Consider the following 21,916-nt stretch of genomic DNA (forward strand, 5'->3'; position numbering starts at 1 on the left):
TTTCCCCTGTTGTGTTGTTGGATTACAGCGGGCCGCGGGCCCAGGGGCCGGCGATCGCGAAGGTGACGCCCGGCGTCTGGATGTTGACGAACAGGTAGCGGCCGGTCGGGTCGAAGCAGGCGCCGCACAGTTCGTTGCGGCGATGGTCGCCCGCCAGGCTGGCCAGCTTGCCGGCGCCGACGAGCTGGGTTTCGCTCAGGACGATGTTGTTCTTGGCGAAGATATACGCGGCGCCGGCGTTCGTGATGCCCATCAGGCGCTGGCCGAAGCCGAACTGGTCGGTCGTGGCGGTCGAGGCGTCCTCGCAGATCAGGATCGCGTTGCGCGGGCTGACGGTCAGGTTGTCGCCCATGTTGCCGACCAGCGTGCTCGGGCTCGAGTAGATACAGGTCAGCACTTGCGTGGCCAGGTCGAGTTCCCAGATCGCACCGCGCGAGATGGCGCCGCCGGCGGTGTCCATCACGTACATCTTGCCCTGCGCATACCAGATGCCCTCGCCGCGGTTCATGCGCAGCGCACCCTGCGTCCAGCCCTGCACGAAGGGACCGGCCGCATTCGTGATCGTGACGCCGGCAGGCCCGGTCGCGTTGCCGCGGTCCTGGTCCGGATCGGCGATGGTCACCCACTCGAGTTCGTAACGCGCGTTGATCGGCGCGGTGCCGAGGTTGACGTTGGCCATGCCCTTGACCTTCGCCATCTGCAGCACGCCGCCCATCGCCAGCGAACCCGGCGCGCCGTTTTTGACGTCCGGCACATAGCGATAGAAGCCCGACTTGCCCGAGGAATCTTCGGTCTCGTAGACGTCGCCGGTAGCCGGATCGACGGCCGCCGCTTCGTGCGCGAAGCGGCCCATGCCGATGATCGGCAGGCCGGTGGTGCGCGACGGGTCGGCCGTCACCTCGAACACATAGCCATGCTTGCGGCCGGAGGCGCTGACGGCGTCGGAACCGACTTCCTCGCAGGTCAGCCAGGTGCCCCAGGGCGTGACGCCGCCGGCGCAGTTGGTCTGGGTGCCGCCCAGGCTCGGCGTCATGCTGACCCAGTTACCGTCGCGGAAAATCAGGTTGGTGGTGCCGCCGCCGAAGCGGTTGTTCGAGCCGACCGTATTCGGACCGCCATCGTAGACGCCCGGCGCATTGAGGAAATTGGCGGCCGACGCGGCGCCGATCTCGTGATTGCGCACCAGCACCAGCTCGCTGCTGCGCCCAACCTTGCGCGACACGATGACGCCCATGCCGTCATGCCCACCCGGGCACGGCTTCCCATCCGTCATCGTATCGCCGCGCCAGCCGAAGCTTTTATAAGTAAAGCCCGGCGGCAGCTGCAGCAGCGGCAGGCCGGTGGTCATGTCGTTGACCGGGCTGATCGGCCCGTAAGGGCTGTCGATCAGCGCGGTCGAGCCGTTGGCGGCCTGGGTCTGCTGCGACTGCATCGCCACGAAGGCGCCGACAAAGGGCAAGGCCGAAGCACCAGCGACGCCCTTGAGCAGGTTGCGCCGCGATGGCGAGATGTTCTTGTCTGTCATGCTGAGCATTCTCCGAAAGGTCAGTCGAACCGGGTCGACCCGGCGACGGGGTAGGACGACCAGCGCTTCCCTGCCGCCGGTCCTGCCGCGCCTGTGCAGCGCGGATGAGTCCATTACACCAGCCAAAAACTACCGTTCGATGACAGCAAAATGACAAGATTAAATATTTGCTACAGGATGGGGTGAAGTGGTGCGTCGCCTGCTTGATACGTGCAGGCGGCAGGATTCCGCTTGAACTGCCGAGAATTGTTGCTATAATAGGCGGCTTCGCGAGAGCGAAGCATGCAGGAGAGATGGATGAGTGGTTTAAGTCGCACGCCTGGAAAGCGTGTATAGGTTCATAGCCTATCGGGGGTTCGAATCCCCCTCTCTCCGCCAAGACAAGAGTAAGAAATTGGTCGAACGGGCTGTACCCCCCAAACGACCCCTCAAAAGAAATGAGATTGCGTGAAACAAGCGCTTCCCGAAGCCCGCCCTGTGCGGGCTTTGCTGTTTTTGCTGCAATTTTTTCGTTTCGACCTACGTGCTCTGTCAAAATCGGCCCGCAAGGCACGTTGCCACAACAAGTCCTTGTACAAGTGCTTATTCATTGCGAAACTGTAGGTCTTTCCTTAAAGACACTCTACTGGGCGCCCGCCCGCAACACCGTTAGGATTTTTCAATGCCCTTAACCTTACCCCAGCTCGAACGCCACCTGTTCAGGGCCGCCGACATTTTGCGCGGAAAAATGGATGCGTCCGAGTTCAAGGAATATATCTTTGGAATGCTGTTTCTGAAGCGCTGCTCCGACGTGTTCGACCAGCGCCGTGAAGACGTCATAAAGTTGGAAATCGACGCAGGGAAAAGTGAGGCTGACGCGAAGTTGTCCGCCGAGAACCCGCGTTGGTACAAAAAGGAAGGTTCCTTCTGGGTACCGCCACAGTCGCGCTACAAATTCTTGCTTAACGAGGCGCACCACAACGTAGGCGACTACCTGAATAAAGCGCTGACCGGCATCGAGACGGCCAACACTAGCTTGTCTGACGTTCTGGAACATATCGATTTCACCCGCAAGATCGGACAGAGCAAAATCCCCGACATTAAGTTGCGCCAACTCATCACCCACTTCGGTCTATACCGCCTACGCAATGAAGACTTCGAGTTCCCGGACCTGCTGGGCGCGGCCTACGAGTACCTAATTGGCGAATTCGCCGATTCAGCGGGCAAGAAAGGCGGCGAGTTCTATACGCCGCGCTCCGTAGTGCGGATGATGGTCCGGCTGATCAAGCCGGAACTCAAGCATGATATCTATGACCCCTGCTGCGGTTCCGGCGGCATGCTGATCGCTGCCAAGGAATACATCGACGAGCACGGTGAAGACGGTCGCAAGGCCAACCTGTTCGGCCAGGAATTCAATGGCACGGTCTGGTCCATCGCCAAGATGAACATGCTGCTGCACGGCATCAGCACTGCCAACCTACAGAACGAGGACACCTTGGCCGAGCCGCAGCACGTCGAGGGCGGCGAGTTGATGCAGTTCGACCGCGTCCTTACCAATCCGCCGTTCTCTATCCACTGGGGCAATACCGAGAAGGATGCCGACGGCAATCCTGCCTGGAAGCCGAAGTTTGAAACTGAGCGCTTCCACTACGGCCAGGTGCCGCTGGGCGCCAAGAAGGCCGACTTGATGTTCCTGCAGCACATGCTTGCCGTCACGCGCGACGGCGGCATGGTGGCGACCGTTCTGCCTCACGGCGTGCTGTTCCGGGGTGGTGAGGAAAAGACCATCCGCGCCGGCATCATCGAAGACGACCTGCTTGAAGCAGTCATTGGCGTCGCCCCCAACCTGTTCTACGGGACTGGCATTCCAGCCTGTATTCTGGTCCTGCGCCAGCGGGTGCAGAACGGCGCTAACCGCGTCAGCGGCAAACCCTTTGATCGCCAAGGCAAGGTGCTGTTCATCAATGCCGATCGCGAATTCTTCGAAGGCCGCGCTCAGAACTACCTTCTGCCCGAGCACATCGAAAAGATCGTCACCACCTTCGATGGATTTCGCGCCATCGACGGCTTCTCGTCCATCGTCGACAATGCCATACTCAAAGCCAACGACTATAACCTCAACATCCGCCGCTATGCTGACAACGCACCGCCGCCCGAGCCGCACGACGTGCGCGCCCATCTGGTGGGCGGTATCCCCAAGGCTGAGGTGGCAGACAAAGCCGGACTGTTCAATGCCCACGGACTGAGCCCGATGGACCTGCTTGTCGAAAGGGACGCCAAGTATTACGACTTCGCGCCATCCCTCGGCAAACGGCATGCCCTCAAAGCGAGCATCGAGGGCAATGCCGGATTGGTCGCGAAGGAAGCGGCCATCCGTGCCGCTTTCGAGCAGTGGTGGGAAGAACACAGCGTACGCATCACTGCGCTGTCCGGGCAAATGGATAATGCAGCTAGCTTGGTGGCTCTGCGCAACGACCTGCTAGCCAGCTTCAGCCAAAGCCTGGAGGCCATCGGTTTGCTCGACCCCTTTCAGGTGCGCGGCATCGTTGCCGGCTTCTGGTACCAAACAAAGTACGACTTCCTCACCCTAATGGCGCGCGGCGCCAAAGGCGTGGCCGATGCCTGGCGCACCAGTATCGTCACCGCCTTGGAAGACAAGGCCAGCAAGGACAGGCCGCTGGAGCACAAGCTCGTTAAGTTTCTGATGAGTGATTTTGTCGAGGCCATCACCGAGCTTGAAGCCAAGAAGGTCGAACTGGACAGCCAGATCAAGGCAGTCAGCCCGAAGAATGGCGAGGGCGAGGGCGAGGGCGAGGGCGAGGGCGAGGACGGCGAAGCCGACGCTGCGGAGGAAGGTGGCGACGAGGAAGACGGCGTAGACGAAGCTCAACTCAAGGCTTGGAAAAAAGAACTCACCGCCGTCAAGAAGCAACTCAAGGCCAAGAACGACAGCTTCAAGCAGCACATCGCCACGGCCGTTGAAGGGCTGACGCCGGAAGCCGCCGCCGACTTGCTGCTGACCATTCTGCACAACGACATGCAAGCCATCGTCGAGCGCCACATGGCTGCTCAGCGCAAGCAAATTGTGGCCGCGTTCGAGAACTGGTGGGACAAATACCGGGTGACGCTGACCGAAATCGAAGACAAGCGCGATGCAGCGGCGAACGCGTTGCAAGGGTTCTTGAAGGGGTTGCAATATGTTTAAGGTCGATTGGAACCAGCCGACTCTGGGCGACGTGGCTGAGGTTATTGACCCTCACCCAAGCCACAGGGCACCTCCAGAGGTGGAAGGCGGTATCCCGTTCGTTGGTATTGGAGACATAACACCAACCGGGGAAATTCTTGCGTCTTCAGCTCGTAAGGTTAGTCCGGCAGTCTTGGACGAACACAAGAATCGTTATTCGGTTGCCAAAGGTGATATTGCTTATGGACGGGTTGCGACTGTTGGGAAGGTGATGCGCTTTGGAGAAATAACTGAGCCTTTTGCGCTCTCGCCAACAATGGCGTTGATTAAACCATACAGTGTTATTCCCAGCTTTTTAGCCCAGTTTCTACAGTCAAAAGAATGGGATGACGCCGTGGCTAAGCTGCTTACCGGTACCACCCGGTCATCCCTCGGAATTCAGTTGCTTCGAAAAATCCGGTTTTCGTGCCCTCAGCAACCTACTGAGCAGCAACTCATTGGTGAAATACTCGACACCCTTGACACCGCCATCAACCAAACTGAGGCGATCGTCGCTAAGCTCAAGGGCGTCAAGCAGGGGCTGCTCCACGACTTGCTGACCCGCGGCATTAACGTCAACGGCGAACTGCGCCCCCCACAAGCCGAGGCACCGCATCTCTACAAGCCGTCGCCCCTTGGATGGATTCCCAATGAGTGGGAAGTAAGTCCGTTGCAGGAGTTGGCAGACGTTGTAGACCCACAACCGGACCACAGAACCCCCAAAGAACAGGAAGACGGCGCGCCATATATCGGCATCGGTGACTTTGATTCTGCTGGCAATATTGATCTGATTTCGTGCCGGAAAGTTGTTTGGCCCGCCTTAGAAAAGCAAGAGCGCCGCTTTTCCATTCGAGAAGGAGATATCATTTTCGGAAAGATAGGAACGATCGGAAAACCAAAGTTACTTCCCAAGGGACGATATGCAATCACAGCAAATGTCCTATTGATCCAGCCGAAGCACAAAAACTCTTTTCTTTACTGGACGATTTGTTCTTCACCTTTCGAGCGACAGATTCTTGATATTACAAACACAACCTCACAGCCTGCGCTCGGCATTGAAACCGTCCGAGAGTTACTTGTGCACAATCTCCCCTATGACGAGTCAATTGCAATCTCATCACGGATGGATGCATGCTCAGAATTGCTTGCGTATGAGCAAGAACTCCAGAGAAAGCTGATCCGACAAAAGAGCGGCCTGATGAACGACTTACTCACCGGCCGCGTCCGTACGACTCCTCCGCTGCCCGAGGCAAAACAACACGGGGATACCTGATGGGCTGGGAACTCGAAGACGTCGAAAAACCATTCGTGGCCCAGCTGCAGACACTGGGTTGGTCACATATCGTAGGCAGTCTTGACGACCCCGCAGTAACAGGGCGATCCGACTTCGCCGAGGCAATTCAGGAAGGGGTCTTACGCAGCCAACTGCGTGCGCTAAACCCAGGCGTAGACGGTGCGCCATGGTTAGACGATGAAAGACTATTCGAAGCCGTGGCGGCCATCACACGCTTGGGCACGCACAAGCTAATGGAGGCCAACGAAAAGGCTACCGCACTCTTAGTCCGTGGCTTGACGGTCGAGGGACTGACCGGTTGGGACGGCGGCCGGGGTCAGACCATCCGCTACATCGATTGGGAAACCCCGGCCAACAACCGTTTCACGGTGATCAATCAGTATCGCGTGGACTGCCCTCCCGGCTTTAACAGCGGCAAAGCTTTCATCGTGCCCGACTTAGTGCTGCTGGTGAACGGCATCCCGCTGGTGGTCGTCGAGTGCAAGAGCCCATCCATTCCCGAGCCACTGGCCGAGGCTGTTGATCAACTGCGGCGTTATAGCAACCAGCGCAAGGCCGCTTTCGAGGTGGATGACAATGAGGGCAATGAGGCCCTCTTTGCCACCAACCAGTTGCTAGTGGCTACCAGCTTTGACGAGGCACGCGTAGGCTGCGTCGGCGCCGCCTTTGAGCACTACGCTCAGTGGAAAACGGTGGTCGGCCCCGATGGCAAAGGTAGTGAGATCGAGGTGACGCACGGCTTGGACAAGCCCGCGCTCTCGGAACAGGAACGTCTGATCGCTGGGCTGCTCACGCCCTCGCATCTGCTGGATATTGTGAAGAACTTCATGCTGTTCATGCAGGCAAGCGGCCAGACCATCAAGACGGTGTGCCGCTACCAGCAGTACCGAGCGGTCAACCGCGCGATTGCCCGGCTCAAGACCGGCCAGACCCGCTTACAGCATGGCGAACACGATACGCGGGGCGGCATCATCTGGCATACCCAAGGTTCGGGCAAGAGCCTGACCATGGTGTTCCTGGTGCGCAAAATGCGCGCGGACACACAACTGCGGCGCTTCAAGGTCATTGTCGTCACTGACCGCAAGGACCTGCAGGGGCAGTTATCCGTTACTGCCACGTTGACCGGCGAGGCGGTGGACGTGGCCGAGAGCACGGTGGGCGTCAAGGCGCTGGCGCGGCGCAAGGGTCCGGGGCTGATCTTTGCCACGATCCAGAAATACCGCGACCCGGATACTGCCGGAGACGCGCCGCTGACAGCAGCCGATCTGCCTAAGGTGGAAGATCCGAAGGCTACTTACAAAGTCAGCGAAAAATTCGAGGTGCTGAACGAGGACGACAGCATCCTCGTGCTGGTGGACGAGGCGCACCGCACCCAAGCCGGCGATCTGCACGCCAACCTGCTGGCAGGCCTGCCCAACTGCGCACGCATCGGCTTTACCGGCACCCCAATCATCATGGGCGAAAAGAAGCGCACCCATGAGATTTTTGGTGAGTTCATCGACCGTTACACCATCAAGGAGGCCGAAGCCGACGGCGCGACGGTGCCAGTGCTCTACGAGGGCCGCACGGCCAACGGCGCGATCAAGGACGGCGCCAGCCTGGACGAATTATTCGAGGACCTTTTCCGTCAGCATACGCCTGAGGAACTCGAGGCGATTAAGAAGAAGTACGCTACCAAAGGCCACATTTTCGACGCGCCAGCGATAATCGCCGACAAGGCCCACGACATCATTCGCCACTACGTCACCAACATCTTGCCCAACGGCTACAAGGCGCAGGTGGTGGCATATAGCCGGTTATCGGCCATTCGGTATTTTTCTGCCTTGAAGCAGGCCCGCGACGAGTTGCTGGCCGAGGCCGAGGCGCTTTCGCCCGAAGACAAGGCACTGGATGACGAGTCGTTGTGCCAACGTTCGGCCAAATTGCAAGCGATGGTGCAGGCATGGCGCTACCGCGACACATTGGCGCGCATCGAGTTCGCGCCCATCATCTCGGGCAGCAATAATGATGACCCGGGTTGGAAGAAGTGGACAGATGGCACCGCGCACGAGCAACTGATCAAGCGGTTCAAGAAGCCGCTGTTTAATGCCAAGCCCGAGAGGACTGACCCACTGGCCTTCTTGGTCGTGAAGTCGATGTTGCTGACCGGCTTTGATGCGCCGATCGAAGGCGTGATGTACCTCGACCGTCCTATCCGCGAGGCGGAGCTGCTGCAGGCGATTGCCCGCGTCAACCGTACCGGCTTCGGCAAACGCTGCGGCATCGTGGTGGACTATTACGGCGTAGCCCAGCATTTGAAAGAGGCGCTGGCGGCCTACGCAGATGAGGACGTAGAAGGCGCACTGGCCAGTCTCAAGGACGAGGTTCCAGTGTTGCGCAGCCGGCATCTGCGCGTGGTGGATCTGTTTCGCCAGAGGGGCATCGAATCGCTGGACGACATCGAAGCGTGCGTCGAGGTACTGGGCAGCGAGCAACTGCGCGCCGAGTTCGCCGTGAAACTCAAGGCTTTCCTGGGCTCGCTCGACACGGTGTTGCCGCGCCCCGAGGGACTGCCCTACTCCGGCGACGCCAAGCGCCTGGCTTACATCTACGCCCGCGCGCGCAACCGCTACAAGGACACCCCGGTACTGGGTAAGGATGTCGGCGCCAAGGTCCGTAAGCTGATCGACGATCACGTGATCTCGTTGGGAGTTGATCCGAAAATCCCGCCGATTCAGCTGACCGATGCCGAATTCGATACGCACATTGCTCGAGAAGCAAACGACCGCGCGAAGGCTTCCGAGATGGAGCACGCAATTCGGTCACATATCAGTAAGCACGCTGATGAAGACCCGGTTCTGTACCGTAAGCTCTCCGAGCACTTGAACGACATTCTCAAGACGCTAGGTGAAAAGTGGGACGAGGTGATCTCGCAACTGCAGAAGATTATTGGGGAACTGCGCACTGGCACGGCAGGCAGTGCCGATGCGCCAAGCGACTTGCCCGAGCATTGCGCGCCGTTCTTGCGCACCGTCCTGGACGTGATTTGTAATGGCCAGACGCCGTCGGCGCCCGAGTTGCTGCGCCTGAAGGATGTCACCGTGGATCTGGTCGACCTACTAGTGCAGGAACTGCAAGGCAACCGCGATATTTGGAGTCCCTACAAGCGCGCGGCACAGGAAGGTCTGAATACGCAGCTATTCGAGTACCTGATGCGCCTACGCCCGCCATTGGTGGATACCGACAAAGCCGGCCTACTCGCTGATAAGTTGATGGAACAGGCTCGCGCGAACCACGATAAGCTGGCACAACTGTAAAAATTCCCGCATCACCGATGAACCGCAACCCAGAGCGAGCCGACCGTCCCGCTGCAGACGCAGCCCGTCCGTTGAAGGTCGATGACCTTTATTTCACGATCCGCCACAGTGCGCGGCGCAGGACGATTGAGATAACCGTGGAACGCGACGGCGCCTTGGTGCTGTCCGCGCCACCGAGCGTAGATGAAGCCGAGTTGCGGGCGTTCGTTCTTGAAAAGCGGTTTTGGATCTATACCAAGCTGGCCGAAAAGGACCGACTGCAACGACAGGTCCCACGTAAGGAATTTGTGGGTGGTGAAGGGTTTCTGTACCTCGGACGCAGCCACCGGCTGAAGCTGGTGGACGAACAGGATGGGCCCCTAAAGCTGATCAATGGTCGTTTTGCCCTGCGTCGCGATGCGTTACCAGATGCGCGAGACCACTTCATCCGTTGGTACAGCGAGCGCGCTCGGGCTTGGCTCGCGGGTCGGGTGTCCGAGTATCAGGCACGGATGGAAGTGGCACCTGCCGGGGTCAAGGTGCAGGACCTGGGTTACCGCTGGGGGTCCTGCGGCAAGGGCAACTGGCTGTACTTCCACTGGAAGTCTATCTTGCTGCCGGCGCGCATCGCCGAATATGTTGTCGTGCACGAGATCGCCCACCTGCACGAACCACATCACACACCAGCATTCTGGCTCCGCATCGAGCGAGCGATGCCCGATTTCGCGCAGCGCAAGACCTGGCTGGCCGAGCACGGAATCGACGTTGAAGGGATTTGAGAACGGCGACAGACTACTTCACTTAGAGCAGAATCTTTAGTGGATCTTCGGGATTCGCCTTTTGCATCGTAATCCGCCTGATGCCGCATCGACCTAGACTACGCCGGTCGAAATGGTCGCGCGATTACTTCTCTTTCGAGTTAGAACTGATCAAAAGGGACAGCGATTCCCAGATTTTCTTGGGCCCACTGTGCTGCCTCATCGAGATCACTGAAGCGCAACTCCCCGGTTCCGCCGCTCGTGTGAAGAATAATCACAGCAGTTACTGACTCCCGTGACGGTGTACTCCTCGGTACGGACGGGTCAGAAAAACTTTCAATGTTGAGCCCACCACCAGTCTGATGGCGCCTCACCGTACACGAGACCTTCGTCACTTGGTCGAGGTCGATAAAATCGCACGTCTCTTCCAAGTCTGCAATTTTGATAAAGTTAGCCATAAATCAACCTTGTGGAAATACGGCCTCCGGCCGTCTGCGGGCGCTGAGCACCGAATACTTGTTGTCGACTCCGGCAAACTACCGTGAAATGTGCACGATCGCAAGCTCTTGAGCTGGACCCAGGCGGTACAGACGACGGCGTTGGCGCGGCTACACTGATGCGCTCATCGCCAGCTCCATCCTGCTGCAGTAAGCTGGTCAGTCCGAGGCCACCAGGTTCATCATCTGCATATCAACCTCGCGTCCATCGGGTCGCGGCCGACTTTGTTCCGAACCTCCTTTTCCACGCCCCCTGCGCCTTATGCAGCGGCGTACCAGACGTGTGACCTGCTTCAGCTCTGCCTCGATCACGGCCAGCTCCTGGCGGCACGGGTTCGGGCTACGACCATTGCGGCTTGCAATCGCCTTTCCGTCAGATGTGCGCGGGCCAGTCGACTTGCGCCACGGCTCCCAACGACGAATTGCCTCCGCCTGTTTGGCCCTACGTTCAGGTGTCCAGCCGTTCGAGTTCTTCATGACGCACCCATTAGTTCGACGCACAAAATTTGCGGACACTGCGTCAGTTTTCCTGGTTGGACCAGGTTCAGAGATTTCCTGCTTTTGCCGTCAACTGGGATTACGCGCCTTTTGTGTGTCGATTGTGTCGATTGTGTCGATGCGCGTTGATGGTCAGGTTGACCGTACACTAAGCTAGGCGGACTCAACAGTACCTGAAGTGGCGCGGGCGGGGAAGTACGGCTGCTTTGTAGGAAGCCATGGCGTTATTCGCACTGCATGCGGAACCTCAACCGTGCGCTGAGCGTGGGTCAGTAGAGTGCCTGCGTTGTCGGGTTATCCGCCGTATGCGCCCGCGCTAGACGGTCGCGCTGGTGGCTGTTGCCGCTAGGCAGGTTGAAGCTGATCTGGTTTTCTAGCCCCCTCACATTGGAGCGCACAATGTCTAAAAGTCCATCACACAGCAGAGCCGATACTGACCAGCGTGCCGCCACGCGGATTTTCTGGTTCGGCGTACTCGGGGCGGTGCTGGGTACCCTCGGCACGTTCTGGCTCCTTCGCTCCATCGGCCTTTTGGACGACATACCGCCAGAACTAGATGTCTTCATGATAGTCGTGTGCTTAGTGGCCGTATTGGCCTTTATGTTCACACACCGCAACGCCGACGGCACGATCCAGTTCACTCGGTCTGCAGGGGCTACATCGCCGATTAAGCCGCCTCAGGGCCGCAGGACCGCATTGCTGATTGCCGCCACCTGCGCGCTGTACTGGCTGCTCGCGAACGTGCTGCACCTGTCGGGAGGCATGCTTGCCCTCGCGAAGATCCTTACGTGCGCGACCATTGCGTTTCTGTGTACGCGTTACGTGCTCCGGTCGCGCAAACCAGATGTGGACACGCACTAGCGGTGTCGCCCCTCAAGGGCTCTTCCATTTTTTCCTCCCACAACAAGAGGTGCCGCGCCATACCCGACCCGGACACTTCAAGGTGGAGGTAGGCCCGCCGCAAGGAACCTCCCACTGCGGTGGGATAGCTGTACCCATCTGCGACCGGCACGTTCGACACTATCGACACCGGAGTAAGCGACCTGTGGGATCGAGGCTGAAAAAAATTAGTCTGATCCCTTACAGCACCACATCGCCGTCGAGTTCGTCATGGCGCACCCATTAGTTCGACGCACAAAAGCTGCGAATGCCGCACCAGTTTGGCTTAGTTCCGCTATAAGCACGCATCTGCGAAATTCTCCGCTTTCAACTGGCATTTGACTAGTTCGTCATACGCCGTCTCAAGATTGAAGGTTCGTAAAGAGTTTGTCTGGCGAGCATTGAACGTGTATGGCGTCATGTCGGCGTCGCCATGCAATGCCGGCGGAAGAGAAAGCTGTTCTAAAGGATACTCTAGCCCGGCGGGAAAGATTTTTTTGAAGTTCTCATAACCACAGATAGCGAACGATTTAATTGATTGCAACGCTGAGGTTGATAATTCCGCCTGCAGATTCTCAGCCTCTTGGTACGATCCGCGTCTTATTTTCTCGATACTGAGACCGACAGACCTCAAAGCAATCTCCAGGCCGGAAAGGAACATTTTCTCTGACTCAAGTGAATCTTTTGGAAGCAAGACGGCAATAAGAAAAAAAAGGGCTCCTCTGTCATATTTTTCTAGAGCAGACTTCATTCTTTCAACTTCCAAGCTCGTTTGGGGCAGCCTTATTTTATCAGCGTATGCTTTAATGCCTTTGCTCGCCGTTATAAAGGCGATTTGGGGCGCATTAAGAACGATACGGGATAATTTACCAACGGCTCTGGAGACAATTCCGAGATCTTTTTCATTCTGCAAATTTGCTAGAAGATGGAAGCATGCAGAATATTCGGTGATTTCTGGATTGTAGATGTAGTTCAGGAGTTCCTCACGTAAAAGATGCTCTTCCACCTTTTTTTCGGGCTCTTGCAGGTGTGCGATCAATCGCATGCGAACTTCGATCTCCTTGGCCATAGCAGATGCCTCCAGAAGCGATACGACGGAGAGCGGGGAGCGGACGATCCGGTCCCCATCCGTTGTAAGAAAATTCATAAAGATGACTGGCCGATCAGTAATTCTCCCGTCGCTTGAGAATAGTACTCCGCTTGTGATATCGCTGCCCCAAGGACGTTGAGATGGAAGCTTCCGATTGATCGTGGTGTAGTAATCCGGAAGCCGTATGGAACGCATGTAATCATAGGCATGCTTTAAAACAAAGAATTCAGCCTCGCTCCGGCTACCGACATTATGGCACGCATTGATGTAGCTTAAGTGACGCATTCCCCAGAGGGAGGAAGTGGCATCCACGAAATGCGCGTATTCGTGAGCTGCGAGCGCCAACACTCTCTTTCTGCGTTCATATTCGGCGTAGTTGAAGATTGTGCCTTTGGGGAGTTGAAGGTCGTCCACACTCAAGCCAGCAGTGTCCGTTGGACTCAAGGCATCAAGGCTGATCGTCAATGTCCAAAAATCGATGGCCCCAAGCTGGTCTACTTTTGACAGGATACTCCAGCGTGAGCGTGTGTCTTTTAATTGATCAAGTGGCATATTTAAAAAGGGGTGGTGGGGCTCGTGGTTTTTCTCAGCCCAGTTGGCGATGTATTTGACGCGCTCCATCGTTTTGCGTCGACCGATTGAATGCGCAGGCGGCAGCGCTCATCCGTCATTGAGGGACGTGGTTTGTTCCTTGCGGGGAGGCCCCAGGCAATCATGCTGTCTTGGCTTAGCGCAGTAGCTATAACAAGGACTGGTAAAGTGCATAGTGAAGGGCCAGGCCTTCCCTGTCGGGCCGATCGGGTAGGATTTTCGGCAAAGGAAGAGTCTGATTTTCGAACTGAGTGTACTCTGGCCTTAATCGGGGATTGACTTTCACGAGAAGGGTGTCGGGACAAACGGATAGCAGGTGTAAATCGAATACCGTGTGGATGTCCGCGCGCATCAGCAAACCATTCGAACCGGCATAGCTGGCATTGATCGAATGCGGAACAATATGTGCCGCCTCTAGCGCTTCGACGACGCCGCAGCCAGAGATGGCGCACCGGCCACCATAGGCCGAGATCAGCCGCTGCCGGAACTCATCCTGGCCGCGCCGTTCCTTGATCGCGCGTAGGACCACTTGGTCTGTCGTAGATTCCGGATCAGGCGCGGGTGGCTCTTGGTCAAGAAGGAAAGCGGTTATTTCCTGCACAATCCGCTTGCCGGCGGCAACCGATGTAAAACCAATTGCCGGCCAGGTGTAACGTCGATCCCCTTGTACGGCCACGCCATGCTTGCGGCAGATTTCGCTCACCCGGGCACGCAACGCAGCGGCGCGATCGCCAACCGCATCGTCGCTGATCGAGAGCGCGACGACACCCCTTTCGAACTTCGGCCGGCTCGCAAAGAACGAGAACTGGCCACCGCTATTCCGCCCAGTGGTATTACGCCCTTTGATCTCGAAAAGAACGCCATAGCCGGGGTCCGAAGTATTTCGCGCTTGATCACAGCCCAGCGCAACCGCCATATCGATGACCATGCCAAGGCACGAGTTATACAGCTCGGTTGTCCCGGCTTTGCTGGCGCAAGAGGCGAGCCGTGCAGCATGCTTTTGTGCTTCCTGAATCATCCGCATCTCAAAATCCTTCACCGTGTGCAAATTTATAAGCTCAAAATTGTACGCATTAACGATGAATTTGTGGCATTACCTTGATGAGAAAGTTTCAATGCGTCGTTCCCACCTTCTCACCGCTGGTGCGGATACTTAAAAATGGAGGTAGACCCGCTTTAAAGGACGGGTCATCTGCAGTGGGATAGCTGTGCCCATTGGCGTCGGCATAATCGACACTATGGACCAGCGCGAAGCGATCCGTCGGCCACCAATGCAAAAATCTAGTCAGATTCATTACCGCGCCACATCGCCGCGGTAATCACGTAGACACGCGTTTCTCCCAAGCCCGGCAAGGACTTTTTCTGCGCCGATTTCTGGTCCTTCCCCGGCTGGAGCCAGCCTGCCTCGAGCAACACTTTGGTGACGGTGCGTTGGTCGAATCCCGCGCACACTTCACGCTTATAGGCTTCGGGCAGCACATAAAATTCCTCTCCCGCGTCGCTCCACTTCCGGAAACCGGCACGGTTGATCGTCGCACGGTCATTCTGGGGCATCAACTCCGTGAAGCGGGCGTCACCATGCGTTTCGAAGAAGGCCCGTACCGCCGCCAGAATTTTTTCCCGCTCGCTGTTGCCAGCGCCGCCGCGCTGGTCGAGCCACGCCCGGAAGCATGTTGCAGCGGCCTGCTTTGCGCTGCCCCGTTCCCAGCCCGTTACGCCGTATGCCGTCGCCATTTCACCAGCTGCTGCCATGATGGCGAAGCGAGCGCAGACCCGGGCAGCTTGGCCGCCAGCGTTTTCCGGCAAGTTTGCATTGACGAAGGCCGTAATGGCTTGGTTAATGTGGGCCGGGAGCGCGGCAAGCTGCTCGGTCACGGCTTCGATAAATGCCAGCCCGGCAACGCCATGGTATTGCCGGGTTGCCTCCTTGAGCGCATTGGAAAGCGCGCCGCCGTTGCCGAACCCGTGCAAGTGCTCAAAGACCCCGTGACCGGCGCGCGCGTCAGCCGGGAGGTCGATCAGCCGCACCTCCTGCCCAGCGCGGGCCACCTTGCCGCCTTCCGTCATGTGCTGGGCCAGCCCCACCTCCCCCGAACTGAGGAACATGAGGCGCCAAGTTTTCTTAATGCGCGCATCGCCGTTACGATCCGAGCGGGTCTTGCCGGCCCCATTGCCGATCATGTAGGCGATCGAGCCAGCATCTTTCGCGTCAACCTCGCCCATTTCGTCCAACACCAGCAGGGTGTCATTGTGCAGCTCACACAGTCCTTCCAGGCCATTGCCGGTGGCGCGCCAGGTCTGGATGTAGCTGGGGCCACCGAACACCGACGCGCCAACGCCGAGCATTGTGGTCTTGCCGATGCTGCTTGATCCGACAAAATGCACGCCACCAGAATCCTGCCCGACGAAGTGCAGCAACGGGCCCGCGAACGCGGCGCACACCGACAGGGCCAAGCGGCTGTTGCCACTGCACAGGCGGCTAACATGGTACTTCCATTCGTCGAGCGTACCGGCCTGAGCGTAGTGCTTGCCGGCCCTCTCAGACTGGTACAACACGTTTTCGGTACCCTTCCCGACCGTGCGGTCAGGCAGCACGAACACGCTCTGGTACCAGCCCGTCTTCTGTACGCACCTGCCACGCGAGTCCGGTTTGCAGCTGGCGATGTACTTGATGAGCAAGGCCCGAGCACGTGGTCCCGTGTCGATCTCGAGGCCTTGTTGCGCGAGTTCGCGACAGAGCTCCAGGCCGTCCCCGACCAGTGTGGCCATTGGCATCACCCATTTGTGTGGGATGTCATCGGCATCGACGAATTCCAGCACGCGTCCCCAATTGGCGGATGCCGTGTCGCGCACCAAAGCCGTGACGCGCAGTGCTGCGCAGACACGCACTACGTCCTCCTCGCGCCCGCTGCGGCTACACGAGTAAACCCCGTCACTGGTGACGACGAAGTCGGGTGGGACCCCAATCGTGTATGCGGCGTCGGAGGTCAAGTGTGCCTCCGCCTCCTCGTTGCCGTCATTCTGCTCATCCTGTCCGCGGCACAGCTGCTGCCGCGCTTCTGCCACCAAGTTGTCGAGCGTGCCCAGACGGAGATCGAGCTTCTTCGCTTCGTCTTTGCGCACACGGTCGTACTCGACCGGCCCGAGTGCGGCAAGGCGGTTGACCGAGACGGCGACTGGGGCGGGCGTAGGGACCTGCGTCGCCAAACCGGGCGATGGCATTGCGTCCGGCATTGCTTCCTGCACCGTCGGCGTCGCGCCTTCCACCACCGCCGGTTCGATCGGCGCCACAGGCTGTGCAGCAGCGATACACTCCGCAATCAAGCCGCGGTCACGCAAATCGTTGAAGTCGGTGAGCTTGTTCACTGGGCGCCCCCACACGTGAAGATCGGCTTCGCGATCAGGCCATTGATCGCCTTTGCTGCTTCGGTCGCCTTGGTCAACCCCGGGTTCCCGGCCGTGTAGCGGTCGTCGTCGGCGCAGAGGATGATGCGGACAGTCGGGTATTTGGCCCGCAGTTCCAGCGCCACCGGCAGCAGGTTGTAGCAGTCGAAAGCGATAGCGACCGCGTAGCCAGTCGCGTCATAAACGCTCACGCCCGTGGCGAAGCCCTCGGTGATGCACACCGTATCAACCACCACTCCCATCGTGTAGTAGCAACCGCGTTTGCGGCCACCGAACAGGAAGTCCTTGCGACCATCGGGGGCAATGGCTGCCAGGCTCATAATCGTACCGTTGGTGTCGCGCATCGGGATAATGAGCGACTGAACCGGCGTGCGATCGCGCTCGCCCGACGTCGGGTCAATGAACCCCTGCGGCCACGCACATACGCGTGCCCCGCCGGCGCTGATGCCTTTGGTCGTCAGGTATGGGTGATCGGTACAGGGTTTGGCGCGCAGCCAGAGATCTGCCGCGCGGTGCGCAGCTTTCTGGTGGCGCGCGTGTTGGACTTCAGCGCGCGCCTCCTTGGCCGACTCGACGCGGATGCGGAACGCCTCCGCTTCAGCTGCCGACATGCGCATCGGCGACTTGGCGCACCAGTTCTTCGATTCACCCGTGGTCCAGTTGGCGACTACGCCAGCGACGCGGTCGTCCGCGTGCAGCACGTACCATCCGTTGCGGCGGCCACGCTTGTCCTTCTCCAGCGCGGTACGGTGCAGCAAACCGTCGGCTTCCGCCTTGAAGTCAGCCCTGAAGCCGAAGTCGATTGCCATGCGCTCGAACTGTTGAACTCCCTCCTGGTAGTCGGCATACCCGCCAACATTGGCGTAGTGGTTCTTCTTCGTAGTGGTGTTCATCGTCGCCCCCTTACACGTTCACGATCTTCAGGGCGCGGCGCAGCTCGCCGACGTTCCATGCGGTGACGCGGCCGGCGAAGCGGCTCGGTGCCGGAATATCGCCGGCCTTGACGCGGCGCCAGACGGTGGCGGCCGAGCAGCCGTAGAGCCCCTCTACGACGGGCTGACGCACGTGTGCTGAGTCGGGGAGCTCGTCGAAGTGCTTGAGCGCGGTGGGGATGCGATCGTTTTTGGAACCGTGTCCGGATGCTTCCGGTTGGTGATCCTGGATGACTTTTGCTGCCATGGTGTGCCTCCTTGTGAGTAAAACACCCATGGTCCTCAGGAAATCAGGGTAGCCCGGCTAATATTATTTTTCCTTACGATGACCAGATACCAAGCAGGCAAAATACCCCAGTGAAATAGTCCTGTTCTTGCCCTTGAGATCATACGTGCAGTTGAGGTCGCCACGTTTGGAGTTACCTTCCACGGGATCGAAATGGTTGACTCCCATCTCGCCCAGGAAAGCAGGCCAAAGCTCCTTCGCGCTCCAGTCCTTATACTGCTTCGCGCCAGCCAGCTTGGTGATGATCTCGGCGGGGGACAGCTGGCCCGAACCCTCGTCAACCTTAACGCGGGGCTTTTGCGCGCGGCCCGACTGGCGTTGACGTTCCTCTGAACCGTAGTTGAAGTTGCGGTGCAGTCGCTGCTGCTCAGCAAAGTCTTCCTGCGCCGTCAGCTGGCGAATCTGGTCGCGCGCAGCCGAAAGACGGTCCAAGGGCGTGGTAGTCGGCTCAGCTCGGTCGATCAACAGAGCCCAGACTTGTTTTTCGCTAATATTGCACCTGCTTGCGAGGTCGGCGAGCACGGTCGGAGCTTGCTTGCGGAGCAGGAGGGCGGCCGTGATGGGGTCGGGCGCCTTGGGATCACGACCGGACAGGAATGGGGCCAGGTCGGAGGACAGCGCGGCCCAGACCCGCGCGGTAAATTGGGGGGGCCAGCGCAAAAGATGTACCGCCACTTCATGCTGATACTGGAACCACATCGAGTAATTTTCCATAGCGCTCATTGCCCCAGGAGAGGTTTTATTTAGAACTGGCGCCGGTGAACAGACGCTCGATGCAGCTGCGAATCTGTTCAGATCGGCTGCTGTTCGGTATGCGGGCTGGCATTTATGAACGCGGCCCAGTCCGCCATCATGGAGACTCGCTTTACGAACAGGTCGTCACGCTGATAAGCGCGCACGGTGTCGCTGCCCACGGTATGCCCGAGCGCCATTTCGCGCACCTCGGAGGGATAGGCGGTGGATGATGCAGCCCAGCTCGAAAACGTCGAGCGGAACCCGTGCGGGACCGCATCGAGCGCCATGCCACGCATGAGCTCCGTAAGTGCCATGTCGGACAGTGGCTGACCTTTCTTGTGCGGGAAGATGAGTGCCTCACCTTCACCCTGCGGTACGGACTTCAGCAGGGCGATGGCAGGATCAGACAGCGGGACACGCAGCGGCCGTTTCATCTTCCGACCCGGCTCGGCCGGGATGTTCCAGACGCGGTTCTTCCAGTCGATCTCATCCCAGGTGGCAAGCCTGGCAGCGCCAGAGCGGCATGCGGTGAGGACGACAAATTCGAGGCAACGTGCGCTCACGCCCGTGATGGCCCGCAGACGACGCATGAACTCATACATCCCTTCCGCGGGCATAGCGGGATGATGTTCGACCGGTGCGACATCCGAGGGCTTGGGCAACAATTTGTCGATGCAGCCACGCCACCGGGCGGGGTTGACCTGTTCGCGGTAGCCATGCACGGCCGCCCAGTCGAGGACCTGCTCGATGCGGTTACGCACACGGTTCATGGTTTCGTTCTTGGTTGTCCAGTGGGGCTCCACGACCTGCATGATGTGCTCAACACGAATGCTCGCTACGGCCATGTCGCCGATCAGCGGGTAGGCGTAGCTGGCCAGCGTGTTATGCCATTGCTGCGCGTGCTTGGCATTACGCCAGCCCGGCTTCTTCACATCGATAAACTTTTCGGCGCAACGGTAGAAGGTCCAGGCCAAGCGTTTTTCGGCTTCCTGTTGTTCGTGCAGGGCTTGCCTGTTCGACTTGCGTTTGGAAACAGGATCGGTACCGGCAGCGATTTCGTCGCGCATCGCCTGGGCCTTTTCGCGCGCCAGCGCCAGCGAAACAGCAGGGTATGAGCCAAGGCCGATTTCACGGCGTTTGCCAGCCACCATGACCCGCAGGACCCACGAGCGACTGCCCGATTCCATAACCTGCAGTAACAAGCCCGGCACCCCACCGACGGAATGATAGCCAGGCGTCGTCAAGCGGCGCACTTCAAGAGCACTGAGTTCCTTTGCAACGCGTGGCACAGCTACCCCCTTTCCTACCCCCCAAAAAGGGCTGCGCTTTTATGCTAATGCATGAGCCGTATTGACACAACGGTTTACGGCTTTTTTCTCGTGTTGACACGCTCGTTTTCGATTTTTCCTAGAGTGTCGGAAGACGATCCAGCCAAGATGCAGGTCTCGCTACAGCTCAGCTCGTTTCAGGCCGGATCTTTGGTCTCGGCGGACCCTCTCTCCGCCAGGACAACAATGAAAAAGGGCAACCCGAGGGTTGCCCTTTTTCATTGTTGTCCTGGCGGAGAGAAGCAGAGCCCTGCGGGCTCTGCGCGGTCGCCAAGGCGGCAGGTTCGAAAGCCGTCGCCCTGCAGGGCGCGGCGGGGTCGCGGGACGTGACCGAATCCCCCTCTCTCCTGCCGCCCTTCGGGCGGCCATTTCAATCTTTTCACGCCGCTGGCCCTCCGGCTCGCTCCCAACGGCCAGAAGCAGAGCCCCCTCTAGCAAAGCGCCCAGCTCCGCGCCAGTCATCGCCCCCGCCAATCCACGGACTTAACTGATCCGTAACTCTGATACATTAAGCCAATGGCACCACGTAACAGCCAAACAACCACACCGCACAAGACCGCCCCATGCCCACCGACTGGCTTTTCTACTGGATGACACTCCCCTTGGGCATCGTAGTAACAATCGGCGTCGCCGCCCTCCCATTCGCCCTGTGGCGCTCCTTGCTCGGCCCGACCTATCAACACATCGGTATCCGCCCCTATCTCATGGGCTATGGTGCAGGCCTGCTCGGCCTGGTGCTTCTCAGCTTCACTTCTTCCTATCTCAACTTCAACGAACAAGCCGCCGCCGGCTTGCTCCGTGAAGCACAACGGTGGACCATCGTCCCGGGCTGGACCGTGTATATCGCGGTCATCTCGCTCGTGATCGTCCTGCCCTTGCTCGGACTAATTGGCGTGCCGGTGTCGGCATTCCTCCTGAAACGCAGCCGGTTTAGCGTTCGCAACATGATCCTGGCGCTCGCTGCATGCTGGCTGGCGCTCACGGTTTTGCTGTGGCTTTTCCCGACGAACGACTGGCATCGCAACCATCGTCTCGCGTCGTTCACGATGATCCTGAGGGAGCTATTCCCTGGCATCGCGTTTGTCGCCGGTCCCTTTGCAATGGCGATTCATTGGGCAACGCGGCATGGCCGGAATCGTCCATCGTAAGCGGCGGGTACCGGGCCTTGTTCCTTCGCTTTTCCTGTCGAACCCGCGCCGTATTTACCGCTTGAACCCCCTCCCCAATGATGGCAAACTGACAGTTCAAGCATGCCCTACCACCCAGGAGACCCCAATGACCACCATGACCGGCGGCGCAAACCACCCAGTAAAACATTTCGATTCGAAACAGCTGCTGCGCATCGTCCTCGCGACCGCGGCGCTCCTGATGATCCCGCTGGTGGCCATGCAGTTCACGGGCGAGGTGAACTGGACCGCGAGCGACTTCGTGATCATGGGTGTGCTGTTGTTTGGTACCGGGCTGCTACTGCAGTTGGCTGCGAACAGGATTCGCAGCGGCAAGAATCGCTTGTTGGCCCTGGGTGCGATTGGGTTCGCCTTCCTGTTTATCTGGGCTGAGCTGGCGGTGGGGATTGTCGGTAGCCCGTTTGCCGGGTCGTAAATCAGTCGCAGGTTAGCCT

General features: G+C 58.8%; 16 protein-coding genes and 1 tRNA gene. 8 read left to right on the plus strand and 9 right to left on the minus strand.

Annotated features, from left to right (window positions below; genetic code table 11):
- Positions 1 to 22: 22 nt before the first annotated feature.
- Positions 23 to 1,525, minus strand: a complete 1,503-nt coding sequence (locus tag ACWCIA_RS17855) for a PhoX family protein (RefSeq protein WP_454165409.1) — start codon at positions 1,523 to 1,525, stop codon at positions 23 to 25.
- Positions 1,526 to 1,812: 287 nt separating this feature from the next.
- Here ACWCIA_RS17855 and ACWCIA_RS17860 point away from each other — a divergent pair.
- The 5 genes from ACWCIA_RS17860 (at position 1,813) to ACWCIA_RS17880 (ending at position 10,075) form a co-directional block, all read left to right on the plus strand.
- A tRNA-Ser gene (locus ACWCIA_RS17860) sits at positions 1,813 to 1,903 on the plus strand.
- 283 nt (positions 1,904 to 2,186) lie between these two features.
- Positions 2,187 to 4,709: an N-6 DNA methylase gene (locus ACWCIA_RS17865; protein WP_454165411.1), complete on the plus strand. Its 2,523-nt coding sequence runs from the start codon at positions 2,187 to 2,189 to the stop codon at positions 4,707 to 4,709.
- Positions 4,702 to 6,000 carry a restriction endonuclease subunit S gene (locus ACWCIA_RS17870; RefSeq protein ID WP_454165413.1) on the plus strand — a complete coding sequence of 433 codons (1,299 nt, stop codon included), beginning with the start codon at positions 4,702 to 4,704 and terminating at the stop codon, positions 5,998 to 6,000. The genes ACWCIA_RS17865 and ACWCIA_RS17870 overlap by 8 nt, the downstream gene beginning before the upstream one ends.
- Positions 6,000 to 9,317, plus strand: a complete 3,318-nt coding sequence (locus tag ACWCIA_RS17875) for a type I restriction endonuclease subunit R (RefSeq protein WP_454165415.1) — start codon at positions 6,000 to 6,002, stop codon at positions 9,315 to 9,317. The genes ACWCIA_RS17870 and ACWCIA_RS17875 overlap by 1 nt, the downstream gene beginning before the upstream one ends.
- Before the next feature lie 17 nt (positions 9,318 to 9,334).
- The gene (locus ACWCIA_RS17880; RefSeq protein ID WP_454165417.1) at positions 9,335 to 10,075 is read left to right on the plus strand and encodes a M48 family metallopeptidase; all 741 of its coding nucleotides are present in this window, start codon (positions 9,335 to 9,337) and stop codon (positions 10,073 to 10,075) included.
- Positions 10,076 to 10,215: 140 nt separating this feature from the next.
- Here the strand turns inward: ACWCIA_RS17880 and ACWCIA_RS17885 are convergent, their stop codons facing one another.
- Positions 10,216 to 10,512, minus strand: a complete 297-nt coding sequence (locus ACWCIA_RS17885) for a hypothetical protein (protein WP_454165419.1) — start codon at positions 10,510 to 10,512, stop codon at positions 10,216 to 10,218.
- A 936-nt stretch (positions 10,513 to 11,448) separates the two neighbouring features.
- Between ACWCIA_RS17885 and ACWCIA_RS17890 the strand changes: the two genes are divergently transcribed.
- On the plus strand, positions 11,449 to 11,910 hold the full coding sequence (locus tag ACWCIA_RS17890; RefSeq protein ID WP_454165421.1) for a hypothetical protein: 462 nt from the start codon (positions 11,449 to 11,451) through the stop codon (positions 11,908 to 11,910).
- A 313-nt stretch (positions 11,911 to 12,223) separates the two neighbouring features.
- Here ACWCIA_RS17890 and ACWCIA_RS17895 read toward each other — a convergent pair whose 3' ends face one another.
- The 7 genes from ACWCIA_RS17895 to ACWCIA_RS17925 form a co-directional block, all read right to left on the minus strand.
- The gene (locus ACWCIA_RS17895) at positions 12,224 to 13,639 is read right to left on the minus strand and encodes a hypothetical protein (RefSeq protein WP_454165423.1); all 1,416 of its coding nucleotides are present in this window, start codon (positions 13,637 to 13,639) and stop codon (positions 12,224 to 12,226) included.
- A 118-nt stretch (positions 13,640 to 13,757) separates the two neighbouring features.
- Complete coding sequence (locus tag ACWCIA_RS17900) at positions 13,758 to 14,648, minus strand: HNH endonuclease (RefSeq protein WP_454165485.1); 891 nt, start codon at positions 14,646 to 14,648, stop codon at positions 13,758 to 13,760.
- Between the two features lie 242 nt (positions 14,649 to 14,890).
- Positions 14,891 to 16,975, minus strand: a complete 2,085-nt coding sequence (locus ACWCIA_RS17905) for a DUF927 domain-containing protein (protein WP_454165424.1) — start codon at positions 16,973 to 16,975, stop codon at positions 14,891 to 14,893.
- Positions 16,972 to 17,907, minus strand: a complete 936-nt coding sequence (locus ACWCIA_RS17910) for a toprim domain-containing protein (protein WP_454165426.1) — start codon at positions 17,905 to 17,907, stop codon at positions 16,972 to 16,974. Before ACWCIA_RS17910 ends, ACWCIA_RS17905 begins: the two co-directional genes overlap by 4 nt.
- A gap of 10 nt (positions 17,908 to 17,917) precedes the next feature.
- The gene (locus tag ACWCIA_RS17915; protein ID WP_454165428.1) at positions 17,918 to 18,193 is read right to left on the minus strand and encodes a helix-turn-helix transcriptional regulator; all 276 of its coding nucleotides are present in this window, start codon (positions 18,191 to 18,193) and stop codon (positions 17,918 to 17,920) included.
- Between the two features lie 63 nt (positions 18,194 to 18,256).
- Positions 18,257 to 18,946: a hypothetical protein gene (locus ACWCIA_RS17920; RefSeq protein WP_454165430.1), complete on the minus strand. Its 690-nt coding sequence runs from the start codon at positions 18,944 to 18,946 to the stop codon at positions 18,257 to 18,259.
- Between the two features lie 77 nt (positions 18,947 to 19,023).
- Positions 19,024 to 20,256, minus strand: coding sequence for a tyrosine-type recombinase/integrase (locus ACWCIA_RS17925; RefSeq protein ID WP_454165432.1), 1,233 nt, complete (start codon positions 20,254 to 20,256; stop codon positions 19,024 to 19,026).
- Between the two features lie 602 nt (positions 20,257 to 20,858).
- Between ACWCIA_RS17925 and ACWCIA_RS17930 the strand changes: the two genes are divergently transcribed.
- Both ACWCIA_RS17930 and ACWCIA_RS17935 read left to right on the plus strand, forming a co-directional pair.
- Positions 20,859 to 21,443, plus strand: coding sequence for a hypothetical protein (locus ACWCIA_RS17930; RefSeq protein WP_454165433.1), 585 nt, complete (start codon positions 20,859 to 20,861; stop codon positions 21,441 to 21,443).
- Between the two features lie 127 nt (positions 21,444 to 21,570).
- Positions 21,571 to 21,897 carry a hypothetical protein gene (locus tag ACWCIA_RS17935; RefSeq protein WP_454165435.1) on the plus strand — a complete coding sequence of 109 codons (327 nt, stop codon included), beginning with the start codon at positions 21,571 to 21,573 and terminating at the stop codon, positions 21,895 to 21,897.
- Positions 21,898 to 21,916 lie beyond the last annotated feature (19 nt).

It is taken from the genome of Massilia sp. SYSU DXS3249 (assembly GCF_053668055.1).

Excerpts from the sequence above, each read along its gene's own strand:
- ACWCIA_RS17875 (WP_454165415.1), top strand. The coding sequence starts at position 6,000 with ATGGGCTGGGAACTCGAAGACGTCGAAAAACCATTCGTGGCCCAGCTG.
- ACWCIA_RS17910 (WP_454165426.1), bottom strand. The coding sequence starts at position 17,907 with ATGAACACCACTACGAAGAAGAACCACTACGCCAATGTTGGCGGGTAT.
- ACWCIA_RS17890 (WP_454165421.1), top strand. The coding sequence starts at position 11,449 with ATGTCTAAAAGTCCATCACACAGCAGAGCCGATACTGACCAGCGTGCC.
- ACWCIA_RS17870 (WP_454165413.1), top strand. The coding sequence starts at position 4,702 with ATGTTTAAGGTCGATTGGAACCAGCCGACTCTGGGCGACGTGGCTGAG.
- ACWCIA_RS17855 (WP_454165409.1), bottom strand. The coding sequence starts at position 1,525 with ATGACAGACAAGAACATCTCGCCATCGCGGCGCAACCTGCTCAAGGGC.
- ACWCIA_RS17865 (WP_454165411.1), top strand. The coding sequence starts at position 2,187 with ATGCCCTTAACCTTACCCCAGCTCGAACGCCACCTGTTCAGGGCCGCC.
- ACWCIA_RS17920 (WP_454165430.1), bottom strand. The coding sequence starts at position 18,946 with ATGGAAAATTACTCGATGTGGTTCCAGTATCAGCATGAAGTGGCGGTA.
- ACWCIA_RS17895 (WP_454165423.1), bottom strand. The coding sequence starts at position 13,639 with ATGGAGCGCGTCAAATACATCGCCAACTGGGCTGAGAAAAACCACGAG.
- ACWCIA_RS17885 (WP_454165419.1), bottom strand. The coding sequence starts at position 10,512 with ATGGCTAACTTTATCAAAATTGCAGACTTGGAAGAGACGTGCGATTTT.
- ACWCIA_RS17880 (WP_454165417.1), top strand. The coding sequence starts at position 9,335 with ATGAACCGCAACCCAGAGCGAGCCGACCGTCCCGCTGCAGACGCAGCC.
- ACWCIA_RS17930 (WP_454165433.1), top strand. The coding sequence starts at position 20,859 with ATGCCCACCGACTGGCTTTTCTACTGGATGACACTCCCCTTGGGCATC.
- ACWCIA_RS17915 (WP_454165428.1), bottom strand. The coding sequence starts at position 18,193 with ATGGCAGCAAAAGTCATCCAGGATCACCAACCGGAAGCATCCGGACAC.
- ACWCIA_RS17935 (WP_454165435.1), top strand. The coding sequence starts at position 21,571 with ATGACCACCATGACCGGCGGCGCAAACCACCCAGTAAAACATTTCGAT.